This window comes from Serratia sp. Ag1, assembly GCF_000743355.1.
GTDB lineage: Bacteria > Pseudomonadota > Gammaproteobacteria > Enterobacterales > Enterobacteriaceae > Chania.
The window spans coordinates 55735-69066 of the sequence record NZ_JQEI01000009.1 but is presented as its reverse complement, the minus strand read 5'-3'; the positions used below and the strand labels follow the sequence as shown (position 1 = coordinate 69066).

11 protein-coding genes are annotated in these 13332 nt (G+C 53.5%); 5 read left to right on the top strand and 6 right to left on the bottom strand.

From position 1 onward, the window contains the following. Window positions 1-404: 404 nt before the first annotated feature. The gene (locus IV04_RS05525; RefSeq protein WP_037402318.1) at window positions 405-1610 is read left to right on the top strand and encodes a serine hydrolase; all 1206 of its coding nucleotides are present in this window, start codon (window positions 405-407) and stop codon (window positions 1608-1610) included. Window positions 1611-1685: 75 nt separating this feature from the next. Here IV04_RS05525 and ssuB read toward each other — a convergent pair whose 3' ends face one another. Genes ssuB through ssuE form a run of 5 tightly spaced genes read right to left on the bottom strand, consistent with a single transcriptional unit; the run spans window position 1686 to window position 5998 of the window. Further along, window positions 1686-2462 carry an aliphatic sulfonates ABC transporter ATP-binding protein gene (gene ssuB / locus IV04_RS05520; protein WP_037402316.1) on the bottom strand — a complete coding sequence of 259 codons (777 nt, stop codon included), beginning with the start codon at window positions 2460-2462 and terminating at the stop codon, window positions 1686-1688. Further along, window positions 2459-3253, bottom strand: a complete 795-nt coding sequence (ssuC, locus tag IV04_RS05515; RefSeq protein WP_037402314.1) for an aliphatic sulfonate ABC transporter permease SsuC — start codon at window positions 3251-3253, stop codon at window positions 2459-2461. The genes ssuB and ssuC overlap by 4 nt, the downstream gene beginning before the upstream one ends. 11 nt (window positions 3254-3264) lie before the next feature. Next, window positions 3265-4413 (bottom strand): FMNH2-dependent alkanesulfonate monooxygenase, encoded by a 1149-nt coding sequence (gene ssuD, locus IV04_RS05510; protein WP_037402312.1) that lies wholly within the window; start codon window positions 4411-4413, stop codon window positions 3265-3267. A 16-nt stretch (window positions 4414-4429) separates the two neighbouring features. Beyond that, window positions 4430-5401, bottom strand: coding sequence for a sulfonate ABC transporter substrate-binding protein (locus IV04_RS05505; protein ID WP_081893176.1), 972 nt, complete (start codon window positions 5399-5401; stop codon window positions 4430-4432). Window positions 5402-5422: 21 nt separating this feature from the next. Then, window positions 5423-5998, bottom strand: a complete 576-nt coding sequence (gene ssuE, locus IV04_RS05500) for an NADPH-dependent FMN reductase (protein ID WP_037402310.1) — start codon at window positions 5996-5998, stop codon at window positions 5423-5425. A gap of 251 nt (window positions 5999-6249) precedes the next feature. Here ssuE and pyrD point away from each other — a divergent pair, with 251 nt between their 5' ends. Together pyrD and IV04_RS05490 are read left to right on the top strand one after the other, a co-directional pair. Continuing rightward, a complete protein-coding gene (pyrD, locus tag IV04_RS05495; RefSeq protein ID WP_037402308.1) occupies window positions 6250-7260 on the top strand; it encodes a quinone-dependent dihydroorotate dehydrogenase in 1011 nt (336 codons plus the stop codon). Between the two features lie 166 nt (window positions 7261-7426). Further along, entirely contained in the window at window positions 7427-7975 is a 549-nt protein-coding gene (locus IV04_RS05490; RefSeq protein ID WP_037402305.1) for a cell division protein ZapC, read from the top strand. Window positions 7976-7977: 2 nt separating this feature from the next. Here the strand turns inward: IV04_RS05490 and IV04_RS05485 are convergent, their stop codons facing one another. Continuing rightward, window positions 7978-9081: a YcbX family protein gene (locus tag IV04_RS05485; RefSeq protein ID WP_037402301.1), complete on the bottom strand. Its 1104-nt coding sequence runs from the start codon at window positions 9079-9081 to the stop codon at window positions 7978-7980. 103 nt (window positions 9082-9184) lie between these two features. Here IV04_RS05485 and rlmKL point away from each other — a divergent pair, with 103 nt between their 5' ends. Both rlmKL and IV04_RS05475 read left to right on the top strand, forming a co-directional pair. Beyond that, window positions 9185-11305, top strand: coding sequence for a bifunctional 23S rRNA (guanine(2069)-N(7))-methyltransferase RlmK/23S rRNA (guanine(2445)-N(2))-methyltransferase RlmL (gene rlmKL, locus IV04_RS05480; protein ID WP_152562817.1), 2121 nt, complete (start codon window positions 9185-9187; stop codon window positions 11303-11305). 5 nt (window positions 11306-11310) lie between these two features. Then, window positions 11311-13215 (top strand): ABC transporter ATP-binding protein, encoded by a 1905-nt coding sequence (locus IV04_RS05475; RefSeq protein ID WP_037402295.1) that lies wholly within the window; start codon window positions 11311-11313, stop codon window positions 13213-13215. Window positions 13216-13332 lie beyond the last annotated feature (117 nt).

Sequence of the window (13332 nt, the reverse complement as noted above, 5' to 3'; positions counted from 1 at the left end):
AGAAATATGCCTTAATACCTACGCGATAAAGTGGTTTTTGTCACACTCAAAGGCAGTTTTTGCTAAGTGATGCGCAAATCAGTAGCGATGAGCTTAGGCAATCATTTTCTGAATCTCTTCCTGAGCCAGTCCGCGAATGGTGCAAGAAATGGCACAATTCTTAGCCAATTTACCGGCAAAAGCGTACAGTTATGTAAAAAATGCAGCGAAATCAGGCTAATCCCTGCAAGATTAATAGAAAACTAATAGACTTACTGCTGGGGCATTTCAGGTACAGCGCTGAGACGCATGAGTTTATGGTGGGTTGTGCTGTACCGAGCCACACTCGCTGGTTGGCCGAAAACGTAGACATGTTTAAAGGTTAACGCTATTTCAATAGGTTGAATGGACATTCTGGCGACGTCATGATGAAAAAAAACTTTTCCACCTCTGTTAAAACATTGACTCTCGGCGTGGGCGTCATGTTACTGGTTATCCCCGCCGCTCAGGCGGCAGAAGCGCCAGCCGTGCCGCAAATAGATGCTAAAGCTTATGTGCTGATGGATTACAACAGCGGCAAGATCCTGATAGAAGGCAACCCTGACACCCGACTGGATCCGGCTAGCCTGACTAAAATCATGTCCAGTTATGTGATTGGTCAAGCGATGAAGGCGGGCAAAATCAAACCGGATGACCTGGTCACCGTGGGTAAAGATGCCTGGGCTACTGGCAATCCGGCGCTGCGTGGTTCTTCGCTGATGTTTATCAAACCCGGCGATCAGGTGCCGGTGTCGGAACTGAACAAAGGTATTGTGATTCAGTCGGGCAATGATGCCAGCATTGCGCTAGCGAATTTTGTGGCGGGCAGCCAGGATTCGTTCGTCGGCTTGATGAATAACTACGCTAAATCTCTTGGTTTGCAGAATACGCACTTCCTGACGGTACACGGATTGGATGCTGAAGGGCAATACAGCACTGCACGCGATATGGCACTGTTGAGCCAGGCGCTGATTCGCGACGTGCCTGATGAATATGCGTTACATAAAGAGAAAGAATTCACCTTTAACAAAATCCGCCAGATCAACCGTAACCGTTTGTTATGGAGCACTAATCTGAATGTGGATGGTATCAAGACCGGTTACACCAGCGGTGCCGGGCATAACCTGGTGGCATCCGCCACCGATGGCCCAATGCGCCTGATTTCGGTGGTGCTGGGGGCTCCGAGCGATCGCGTTCGTTTCAGTGAGAGCGAGAAGCTGCTGACCTGGGGGTTCCGCTTTTATGAAACCGCCATCCCTATCAAAGCGGACAAAGCCTTTGTCACCCAGAAAGTCTGGTTTGGTGACGTAGGGGAGGTGTCGCTGGGGGTTGTCAAAGATGCTGCGGTAACTATCCCGAAAGGGCAGATGAAGAATCTGAAAGCCAGCTATAAACTCAGCCAGCCAACGCTGGAGGCTCCTTTGACTAAAAATCAGGTGGTCGGGACGGTCGATTTCCTGCTGGACGGCAAAGTCATCGAGCAACACCCGCTGGTAGTGATGCAGGAAGTGAAAGAGGGGAACATTTTAAGCCGCATGTGGGACTTTGTGATGATGAAGCTGAGCCAATGGTTTGGCGGTATTTTCGGTTGAGAGTAAACCAGGCCACCTGGGTGTAATGCAGGTCAGCTTTAGCTGGCATGCATTACGACCTGGCTCTCCCTATGATTAATTTATCGCCACTCGACGCGTTGTTTCCAGCGCCTGCGGTGGTGACAAGACTCTCTCCAGCACACCGGCTTCCAGCTCCGCTAACCTTGCCGAACCTTTACGGCGTGGTCGTGGCAAATCGATGGTTAAATCCAGCCCGATCCGCCCTTCCTCAATCAGTAAAACGCGATCCGCCAGTGTAACCGCTTCGCTGACATCATGCGTCACCAGCAACACGGTGAACCCCAGTTGTTGCCACAAACGCTCAATCAGCCCCTGCATTTCGATGCGGGTTAATGCATCCAGCGCGCCAAGAGGTTCGTCCAATAACAACAGGCGAGGCTGGTGAATCAACGCACGAGCCAGAGCAACCCGCTGTTTTTGCCCGCCAGATAAGGCTGCAGGCCAGTCATCTGCGCGCTCGGCCAGCCCGACGGTGGCTAAGGCTTGCAGTGCGTCATCGCGCCAATCACCACGCAGGCCAAGCCCGACGTTATCGATAACCTTTTTCCAGGGTAACAAACGAGCGTCCTGGAACATCAAACGCGTATCTTCCTTGGCACTACTGAGCGGGGCATTGCCAGCCAGCAGTGTGCCTCCGCTGGTGGTTTCCAACCCGGCCAACAGGCGTAATAAGGTGCTCTTGCCGCAGCCGCTACGGCCAACCACGGCAACAAACTGGCCAGCAGTGATCCGTAGTTGCAAATCTTCCAGCACGGTGCGGCCAGCGTAGCGTTTAGTAATGGACTCCAGGGTAAGCGGAATGCCTTGCGGAATACGAGTGGGGGCGTTCATCGCGTTTCTCCAGATTTCAGTTGATAGGCCGGGTGCCAGCGCAGCCAGATGCGCTCAAGCCCTTGTGCGCTGGCATCGGCCAGTTTACCCAGCAGTGCATATAAAATAATTGCCACGACTACCACATCGGTTTGCAGAAACTCACGCGCGTTCATAGCCAAGTAACCGATGCCGGAGTTGGCTGAAATGGTTTCGGCAACGATCAGTGTGAGCCACATAAAGCCAAGCGCGAAGCGTACCCCAACCATAATTGAAGGCAACGCGCCAGGCAGCACGACTTGGCTGAACAAGCGGAAACCACTCAGGCCATAACTGCGGGCCATCTCTAACAGGCCGCGATCGAAATTCTTGATACCGTGGTAGGTATTTAAATAGATCGGGAATAACGTGCCGAGGGCGACCAAAAAGATTTTGGCCGACTCGTCGATGCCGAACCACAGGATCACCAGCGGGATCAGCGCCAGATGGGGGATGTTGCGGATCATCTGGACCGAACTGTCGAGCAGGCGTTCGCCCCAGCGTGATAACCCGGTGATAAAACCCAATACCAGCCCAAGACTGCCGCCAATACTGAACCCAATCAACGCGCGCCAACTGCTGATGGTCAGGTGCTGCCAGAGCTCACCGCTTTTAGTCAGCGCCCAAAAAGCGGTGAAAACCGCACTGGGCGCTGGCAGGATGCGGTTTGACAGCCAACCGGCCTCCACGGCTGCCTGCCAGACCACGACCAGCACTACCGGTAAAACCCAAGGAGCCAGCCGTTGCAGGAAGGGGTGTGTCCCGATCGCCATCATGATTCTCCTTAGCTTTGAGCCACTTTTTGTGGCGAATAAATATTGGCGGCCGTTTCTCCCTGCGGTTTAATGGCTCGCAACTGCGCTGGAGGTTCGTTTTGCACCAGGTCCAGATGTGGGAACAACAGTTCACCGACGCGATAAGCTTCCTCGAGGTGCGGATAACCGGAGAGCACAAAGGTATCGATGCCCAGATCGGCATATTCCTGTATACGTTCAGCCACCGTTGGGCCATCGCCTACCAGCGCGGTCCCTGCGCCACCGCGCACTAATCCGACCCCTGCCCACAGGTTTGGGCTGATTTCCAGATGGTCTTTTCTACCGCCGTGCAGCGCGGCCATGCGCTGTTGCCCCACCGAGTCGAAGCGTGCAAAAGCCTTTTGTGCATCGGCGATGGTTTGGTCATCCAGATTAGAGATCAAACGCTCGGCAGCACGCCAGGCTTCTGCGGTGGTTTCACGCACGATCACGTGCAAACGAATGCCAAAGCGCACTTTGCGCCCTTTAGCTGCCGCTTTGGCACGCACTTCCTCGATTTTTTCTTTCACCTGCGCTGGGGGTTCACCCCAGGTCAGGTACAGTTCGACCTGCTCGGCAGCCAGATCCAGTGCGGCTGCAGAAGAACCACCGAAGTAAAGCGGTGGACGAGGTTGTTGTACCGGCGGAAATAGCAACTTGGCTCCTTTCACCTGGATATGTTTACCTGCGAAATCAACCGATTCACCTTCCAGCACCTTGCGCCACACGTAGGTAAATTCGGCAGAGGCTTCGTAACGTTCTGCGTGATTGAGGTGTAACCCTTCTGCGGCCAGTTCTTCCGGGTCGCCACCGGTCACCAGATTAAACAGCGTGCGGCCATTGGAAAGCCGGTCGAGCGTGGCTGCCTGCCGGGCTGCCAACGTCGGTGAAATGATACCTGGGCGCAGCGCCACCAGGAATTTCAGGCGCTGCGTGACCGGAATCAGCGAAGCGGCCACCAGCCAGGAATCCTCACAGGAGCGACCGGTGGGGATCAACACCCCGCCAAACCCAAGCCGATCGGCTGCTTGCGCAATTTGCTGGAGGTAACTGTGATCGACCGTGCGTGCGCCTTCAGCACTGCCCAGATAGTGCCCATCTCCATGGGTAGGTAAAAACCAGAATACGTTAATACTCATAATCATGTGCTCCTGCTTATTGTGAGTTTGGATGCCAAACGCGTTGAGTAATATCCACCTTGATCGGCACCAGCCGATTGGCGAAGAACAGATCGGCGGTTTGCTGCTGGGCGGTGATAGTTTTTGCATCCAGCGCTTTGATCGTGGTGACTGGCCGATGATCCAGATAGGAGGCGATCACCGGTTCCGGTAACCCGATGGTATTTGCCAGCAAAGTGATGCTTTGTGCCCGAGCGCTGCGGGTTAACGTATCGGCCTGCGTCAAGGTATCCAGCACCTGCTGAATGAAGGGGCCATAGGTTTCGGCGTAGGGGCGGGCAGCCAGATAGAACGAGCCGGTTTGATTTAGCTGGCTGCCATCGGTTAACACGCGAACGCCACCTTGCAGCAAGGCTGCGGAATAGTAGGGATCCCAGATCGCCCAGGCATCGACGTTACCTTGCTGGAAAGCCGCGCGCGCATCGGCAGGCGTCAGGTAGACCGGCTGGATATCGCTAAACTGCAGGCCCGCCTTTTGCAAGGCACGTAGCAGCAGGTTGTGCGAGCTGGATCCTTTTTGAAAGGCGACTTTGCGCCCTTTTAATTCGGCGACGCTGCTTATTGGGCTGTTTTCTGCAACCAGGATCACTTCTGCTTTAGGTTTTGGCGGTTCTACACCGACATACAGCAGATCGGCCCCGGCGGCCTGGGCAAAAATCGGTGGAATATCGCCAGTGCTGCCCAGATCGATACTGCCCACATTCAGCGCTTCAAGCATCTGCGGGCCTGCCGGGAATTCGATCCAACTGATGTTGGTGCCGGGGAAGCGTTGCTCCAGCAATTGGTGAGCTTTTGCCAACACCAGGCTGACGGAACCTTTCTGATAGCCAATACGGAATTGGGCTGGGGCATTTTCTTGTGCAATGGCGAGGCTGGCGGGCACCAGGGTAAACACGGCAGATAGCACAGCCGTATTAAACCAGCGGCGGAGAATTGAGAATCGCTTCATCATTATTATTTCCTTTTATCTTCAGGCGCTTTGCTGGGTTAATAGCGGGGAAGGGATACGCAATGTCGGGTGGTGACGCCCCAGCGCCAAGTAGAAGCTTTCCAGCGCCTCTTCCAAGCGAGAAGCAACCCTGTCAGATAGGGTGAACTGTTCGCCGTCACGCTGGATCTGGCTGTCATCGGCAAAAACACCGTGCAACACTTCTTGGGCTTTCAACGCCGCCAGCACCGGCTTTAAGGCATAATCCACCGCCAGCATGTGGCCGATGGAACCGCCGGTTGCCAGCGGCAACACCACTTTGTGCTCCAAGGCGCGTTCTGGCAGCAGATCGAGCAACGTTTTCAGTGCGCCAGAAAACGAGGCTTTATAGACTGGTGTCGCGATCAGCAGGCCGTCTGCTCGTGCTAGCTGGGCCGCAAAGAGTTTGATGTCAGGGCTGTCGAAGTTGGCGTACAGCAAATCCTGCGCATTAAAGTCGTGCAAGGTATAAGCGATCACTTCCGCACCCTGTTGCTGCAGCCAGTGTTGGCTTTGATTGAGAAGTGCTGCTGAACGCGATGGAATTCGTGGGCTGCCAGCCAGGGTTATAATGCGCATTGTCGCTCCTTATAGCCAAAAGTTATCAATGTTAGAATTATGTTCACTTAGTGTTTTAAAGCTAACAGTAAAGGGGGGGAGTTTTTAAATCTCAATTTTTGATTTTGATATGCGTAAATGTGAAAAAGCGCGAGAACTCAGGAACGGTTGTGCTAAAAACTCTTTTTTTGCCTTTAATCAATTCCAATTAATGGCCGGATACCGGAGAATATGCCCCCGGCTTGCAATTAACCGGGAAATCAGGAGAGTACATGTACTACCCCCTCATCAGGAAAGCGTTGTTTCAGCTCGATCCCGAGCGCGCGCATGAATTGACTTTCAGTCAGCTCCGCCGGATCACCGGCACTCCGTTAGAGTTTCTTATCCGCCAGTCTGTGCCGACTAAACCGGTAAACTGTATGGGGCTCTCCTTTAAAAATCCGCTCGGTTTGGCTGCCGGTCTGGATAAAGACGGTGAGTGCATCGACGCCTTTGGGGCGATGGGTTTTGGTTTTGTTGAGGTGGGTACCGTTACGCCACGTCCACAAGCTGGTAATGATAAACCACGCTTATTCCGCATTGTCGAAGCTGAAGGGCTGATTAACCGCATGGGGTTTAATAACCATGGCGTGGACAATCTGGTTGAAAACGTTAAGAAATCCCATTTTGGTGGCATTTTAGGGATTAATATTGGCAAGAATAAAGATACGCCAGTAGAACAAGGCAAAGACGATTATCTGATCTGTATGGATAAGGTTTATCCGTATGCGGGTTATATCGCGATTAATATTTCCTCACCGAATACGCCAGGGTTACGATCTCTGCAGTATGGTGAAGCACTGGACGATCTTTTAACGGCAATTAAGAATAAGCAGGCCGAGTTGCACGCAAGGCATCACAAATATGTGCCAGTGGCTGTAAAGATCGCTCCGGATCTTTCTGAGGAAGAATTGATCCAGGTTGCCGACAGTTTGGTGCGACATAATATTGATGGAGTGATCGCCACCAATACGACTCTTGATCGTAAACTGATCCAGGGATTAAATTATTGCGAGCAAACCGGGGGGCTCAGTGGCCGCCCGGTGCAACTACGCAGTACTGAAGTGATCCGCCGTTTATCGCAGGAGCTACAGGGGCGTTTGCCAATTATTGGTGTCGGGGGAATTGATTCCCTGACTGCGGCTCGAGAAAAAATGGAGGCAGGGGCAACGCTGGTGCAAATTTATTCCGGTTTTATCTACCATGGCCCGCGTTTGATTAAAGATATCGTTACCCATATCTGATATTTTCTCTTCATTTTTAGCCGGGGGTTTATTTCTGCTCCCGGCTCGTCTATATTTTGTTCGGCAGTCTAAATATCGTTCGTAGAATTAGCGGCTGTTGGAGTGATAAACCATCTTTTAGGGTACAGCGTTGTTAAGTAGCATGTGGCAAGAGGAATAAGCAATAATGAAGATAAAACCTGACGACAATTGGCGTTGGTATTTCGATGCTGAACACGATCGAGTGATGCTCGATCTGGCTAATGGTACTCTCTTCCGTTCACGCTTCCCGGCAAAAATGCTGACTCCAGATGCCTTCAGTGAATGTGCTTTTTGTGTTGATGATGCCGCATTATATTTTGATTACGAAGAACCCTGTAAACAACTGCAGCTCAGCCATGAACAACGTGCCGAACTGGTATTGAATGCGTTGGTCGCTTTCCGCTTCCTGAAACCGTTGATGCCGAAGAGCTGGCATTTCGCTCAGCAGCATTATCCGCTACAGCCGAAGAACGGCACGCTGGCGGCGGTGAAAGTGATGGATAGCGGCGAGGATGCTCACCTGCTGGTGGTAGAGGCCGGTGATAACGCCAGCCTGTGCCTGCTGGCACAAAACCAGTTGGCGTTAGCTGGCCGTACTATGGTGTTGGGTGATGCCATCAAGGTGATGCACGATCGCCTGAAACCTTGCATCTGGAATGATCTATCCGCTCCAGCTTACGATAGAGCGGTTTAGCATTAAGCCAGTTTTACATCGCTTTTGGGAATACAACTGCAGCACAAAACCGTGCCATCGTGGCCGATAGCGCTCTGCTTCAGTGGTGCGACTTCCCCATCAAGCAACTGGATCCGGCAACTGCCGCAAATGCCCGCCCGGCAAGAGTAGGGAATACGGATCCCTTGCTGTTCTAGCTGTTCCAGTAATATCTGCTGATTGTTACCCGTGAACACTTTGCCTGCATATTCGATAGCCACGCTGTGCGTGCTGTCTTGCGGTGCCTGCAGGCTTGCCACAACGCTCCCGGCGCCATAAGGCCGTGGTGGCTTGTTGGACAGCACTTCAACCGCATCCCCCACGCGAATAATGCCGCTATTCCGGGCAATCATATTCTGGCCAAAATCGATATCGCCGTTCTCGGCAGTACGGAAGGTTTGCAGCGTGCTCAGTGGTTCCCCGCTCGGGTGTTTGCGGCCACGATCGGTGCTGACGGTGGTGAGAACACAGCGGCTGCAGGGTTTCACCAGATCGAACATGACTTCACCGACGCGAATCACCTGCCAACTGTCTTCCGCCCAGGCGCTGGCTCCGGTGACCACCAGGTTCGGGCGGAACTGCTCCAGCTTGATGCTGCCGGGGCAGCGCTGTTGCAGATCCAGAAATGAGGCTTCGTTGACCAGCAGATACGGATAACCATCGGCGAACGATAAAGGAATTTCCGGGTGTTTTTTCACCCGGCGGGTTAACTGTGGCCCAACCCAGCGTAGCTGTACGTCGCGCTGAAAATAGCCGCTGAGCCAACTGTTGATCGCCTGTGGCGCAATCAGCGCGGTAAAATGGTTGCCCCACACTTCGGTCGGGTGTTCATCGGTGGCAAAATCCTGGAAGCGAATGGTGGCACTTTCGCCATCCGGCGCAGTCAGAAACAGCCCATCAGCTAACAATGCCGGGGTAAACAACACCATTTGTGGATATTGGCGAGCTGTAATAAAGGTGCCATCCGGTTCGGTGATCATAAAACTGCGATCAAAGGCCAGACCCTGGCTTGCCACCTGTGCATGAGAAAGCTGTAAACCGCGTAGTGATTTGACTGGATGAACGTAAAGTCGCGCAAGCGTGATCACCGCTGCCTCCATACGAGGATTAAATAGAAGGGAGCAACTTTATGACAAGCGGCTTGGATTAGCTATAATGCGCAACAATTTTCTTTTTGGTGATAAGCACGATATGAACTCTCTGTTTGCCAGCACGGCGCGTGGACTGGAAGAACTGTTAAAAAGCGAACTGGAACTGCTGGGTGCTCACGCCTGTAAAGTGGTACAAGGTGGGGTACATTTTCAGGGTGACGATCGTCTGCTGTACCAAAGCCTGCTGTGGAGCCGCCTGGCTTCACGCATTTTGTTGCCGCTGAACGAGTTCCGCGTGCACAGCGATCTGGATCTGTATCTTGGCGTTCAGGCAATTGACTGGCCGAACATTTTCGGCGTGGATAAAACTTTTGCCGTCCACTTCAGCGGCGTCAACGAAGAGATCCGTAACAGCCAGTATGGCGCGTTAAAAGTCAAAGACGCGATTGTTGATAGCTTCACCCGCAAGATTGACCAGCGGCCAACCGTGGCTAAACAGCAGCCGGATATCCGCGTTAACGTGTTTTTGCAACGTGATATGGCCAGCGTAGCGCTCGATCTGAGTGGTGAAGGCCTGCACCAGCGTGGTTATCGCGATCTTACCGGCTCGGCCCCGCTGAAAGAAAGCCTGGCTGCCGCTATTGTCCAGCGTTCTGGCTGGCAATTGGGCACGCCGCTGCTCGATCCGATGTGTGGTTCCGGCACACTGTTGATTGAAGCGGCGATGATCGCGTCCGATCGCGCGCCGGGCCTGCATCGCCAGCATTGGGGGTTCACCGCCTGGAACGGCCATAACGCCGAGCTGTGGCGTGAAGTGATCGCCGAAGCGCAGGTGCGTGCGCGGCGTGGTTTGCAAGAAACCACCTCCCGTTTCTTCGGCTCAGATATTGATCGCCGGGTGATCGAGATGGCGCGCGGCAACGCCCGCCGTGCCGGTGTCGCGGAACTGATCACGTTTAATGTCAATGATGTCAGCAAGCTGACCAACCCATTGCCGGAAGGCCCGGTGGGCACCGTGATCAGCAATCCACCTTATGGCGAACGCCTTGAGAGTGAACCGGCGCTGATCGCCTTGCACAATATGCTGGGCCGTATCATGAAGAGCGCGTTTGGTGGCTGGCAGCTTTCGTTATTCAGTGCTTCGCCGGAACTGCTGAGCTGCCTGCAATTGCGTGCCGAACGCCAGTTCAAGGCAAAGAACGGCCCGTTGGATTGCGTGCAGAAAAACTATCAGTTGGCAGAGAACCCCCAGGGTTCTGCTGGCGTACAGGTGGCGGAAGATTTCGCTAACCGTCTGCGTAAAAATTTGAAGAAGCTGGAGAAATGGGCGAAGCAGCAGGGGATCGAATGCTATCGCCTGTACGATGCTGATTTACCGGAATATAACGTGGCGGTGGATCGCTACGGCAGCAAAGTGGTGGTGCAAGAATATGCCCCACCAAAAACCATTGACGCACAGAAAGCGCGTCAGCGCCTGTTTGACGTGATTAATGCAACGCTGTCGGTGCTGAATTTGCCTTCCAATCAGCTGGTACTGAAAACTCGCGAACGGCAAAAAGGCAAAAATCAGTATGAAAAACTGGCGCAGAAGGGCGAGTTTTTGCTGGTGGAAGAGTTTAACGCCAAGCTGTGGGTGAACCTGACGGATTATCTGGATACGGGCCTGTTTCTCGATCACCGCATTGCGCGCCGGATGCTGGGCGAAATGAGCCAAGGCAAAGATTTCCTTAACTTGTTCGCCTATACCGGCACCGCCAGCGTGCATGCCGGGCTGGGTGGGGCGCGCAGCACCACGACGGTGGATATGTCGCGCACTTACCTGGAGTGGGCAGAGAAAAACCTGCGGGTTAACGGTCTGACCGGCAAACAGCACCGCTTGATTCAGGCAGACTGCCTGTCGTGGCTACAGAATGCCGATGAACAGTTCGATGTGATCTTTATCGATCCACCGACCTTCTCCAACTCCAAACGGATGGAGAACACTTTTGATGTTCAGCGCGATCACCTTGACCTGATGAAGGATTTGAAACGGTTACTGCGTCGTAACGGGACCATCATGTTCTCTAACAACAAACGCGGTTTCCAGATGGATCTGGCTGGCCTGAAGGCACTGGGTCTGGAAGCGAAAGAAATTACCGCCCAGACGTTGTCACAGGACTTTGCCCGTAACCGTCAGATTCACAACTGCTGGCTGCTGAACCATGCTGGCGAAGGAAAATAATTACTATGTCGTTAATTAGCATGTCTGGTGCCTGGCTGTCTTTCAGCGACGCACCTTTATTAGACAACACCGAAATTCATATTGAAGACAACGAACGCGTGTGCCTGGTTGGGCGCAACGGCGCTGGCAAATCCACGTTGCTGAAGATCCTCGGCAAAGAGATCCCGTTGGATGATGGCCGGATTATCTATGAGCAGGATTTGATCGTCGCCCGTTTGCAGCAGGATCCCCCGCGCAACATCGGTGGGACGGTGTTTGATTTTGTTGCCGAAGGCGTGGCCGAGCAGGCAGAACACCTGAAGGCATATCACGCGATTTCGCATCAGGTTGAATTGGATCCCAGCGAGAAGAATCTGGCGCGTATGGCGCAGATTATGGAGATCCTCGATCATCAGGGCTTGTGGCAACTCGACAGCCGTATCAGCGAAGTGTTGCTGCAGCTTGGTCTGAATGGCGATGCGGAACTGTCTTCGCTTTCTGGCGGCTGGCTGCGTAAAGCGGCGCTCGGCCGCGCGCTGGTCAGTTCACCGCGTGTGTTGTTACTCGATGAACCGACCAACCACCTGGATATCACCACCATCGACTGGCTGGAAGGCTTCCTGAAAGAGTTCCAGGGCAGCATCGTGTTTATTTCGCACGACCGTTCATTTATCCGCAATATGGCAACGCGTATTGTCGATCTCGATCGCGGCAAACTGGTGTCCTGGCCGGGTAATTACGATCTGTATCTGGAAAGCAAAGAAGAAGCGCTGCGGGTAGAAGAGCTGCAGAACGCCGAATTTGACCGCAAACTGGCGCAGGAAGAAGTGTGGATCCGCCAAGGCATCAAGGCTCGGCGTACCCGTAACGAAGGCCGCGTGCGGGCGCTGAAAGCGCTGCGTAACGAGCGTTCGCAACGGCGTGAGGTCATGGGTACCGCTAAAATGCAGGTCGAAGAAGCGGTACGCTCTGGCAAAATCGTGTTTGAGATGGAAGACGTTAATTATCAGATTGGTGACAAAGTGCTGGTGCGCAACTTCAGCGCGCAGGTGCAGCGTGGCGATAAAATCGCTTTGGTGGGCCCAAATGGTTGTGGTAAAACCACGCTACTGAAATTGATGCTCGGTCAACTGAAAGCCGATAGTGGCCGTGTGCATTGCGGCACCAAGCTGGAAGTGGCTTATTTTGACCAGCACCGTGCCGAGCTGGATCCAGAACGCACGGTGATGGACAACCTGGCAGAAGGTAAGCAGGAAGTGATGGTGAATGGCCGTTCACGCCACGTGCTCGGTTATCTGCAGGACTTCCTGTTCCATCCCAAGCGTGCGATGACGCCAGTGAAAGCGTTGTCAGGCGGTGAGCGTAATCGTCTGTTGCTGGCTAAGTTATTCCTCAAACCCAGCAATCTACTGATCCTCGATGAACCGACCAACGATCTGGATGTAGAAACGCTGGAACTGCTGGAAGAGCTGATCGACAGCTACCAGGGTACGGTGCTGCTGGTGAGCCACGATCGTCAGTTTGTAGATAACTCGGTGACCGAATGCTGGATTTTTGAAGGCAACGGCGTGATCGACACCTATGTGGGTGGCTATTATGACGCTCACCACCAACGGGCTACGGCGCAGCCAATCCGTCAGGTAACGGCCCCCCAGGCCAAGCCGGTTGTGGAAAAAAAGGTTGAGCCACCCAAGAAGCAGAGCACCAAGCTGAGTTATAACCTGGCGCGTGAACTGGAACAGTTGCCGCAACGTCTCGAACAGCTGGAAGCGGATATTGAAGCGTTGCAGGCACAGGTGAGTGATGGCGGATTTTTCTCCCGCCCACACAGCGAAACGCAGCAGGTGCTGATCGAACTTGCTACGGCAGAACAGGCCTTGGAAGAGGCGTTTGCCCGTTGGGAAGAACTGGAAGCGATGAAGAACGGCTGATCGGTTTACCCATGCGATTTCAATGTGCAGGCAGCCAAGGCTCCTGCCGTTGAACGCTGGCAGGTATAAATGCTGGCCTATAGGCTGCTGCTGCGCCAGCATTGCAGTTCCGGTGAA

What these genes read in the sequence shown, in the direction of transcription:
- IV04_RS05525 (WP_037402318.1), top strand. Translation starts at nt 405, where the DNA reads ATGATGAAAAAAAACTTTTCCACCTCTGTTAAAACATTGACTCTCGGC.
- ssuB (WP_037402316.1), bottom strand. Translation starts at nt 2,462, where the DNA reads ATGAACGCCCCCACTCGTATTCCGCAAGGCATTCCGCTTACCCTGGAG.
- ssuC (WP_037402314.1), bottom strand. Translation starts at nt 3,253, where the DNA reads ATGGCGATCGGGACACACCCCTTCCTGCAACGGCTGGCTCCTTGGGTT.
- ssuD (WP_037402312.1), bottom strand. Translation starts at nt 4,413, where the DNA reads ATGAGTATTAACGTATTCTGGTTTTTACCTACCCATGGAGATGGGCAC.
- IV04_RS05505 (WP_081893176.1), bottom strand. Translation starts at nt 5,401, where the DNA reads ATGAAGCGATTCTCAATTCTCCGCCGCTGGTTTAATACGGCTGTGCTA.
- ssuE (WP_037402310.1), bottom strand. Translation starts at nt 5,998, where the DNA reads ATGCGCATTATAACCCTGGCTGGCAGCCCACGAATTCCATCGCGTTCA.
- pyrD (WP_037402308.1), top strand. Translation starts at nt 6,250, where the DNA reads ATGTACTACCCCCTCATCAGGAAAGCGTTGTTTCAGCTCGATCCCGAG.
- IV04_RS05490 (WP_037402305.1), top strand. Translation starts at nt 7,427, where the DNA reads ATGAAGATAAAACCTGACGACAATTGGCGTTGGTATTTCGATGCTGAA.
- rlmKL (WP_152562817.1), top strand. Translation starts at nt 9,185, where the DNA reads ATGAACTCTCTGTTTGCCAGCACGGCGCGTGGACTGGAAGAACTGTTA.
- IV04_RS05475 (WP_037402295.1), top strand. Translation starts at nt 11,311, where the DNA reads ATGTCGTTAATTAGCATGTCTGGTGCCTGGCTGTCTTTCAGCGACGCA.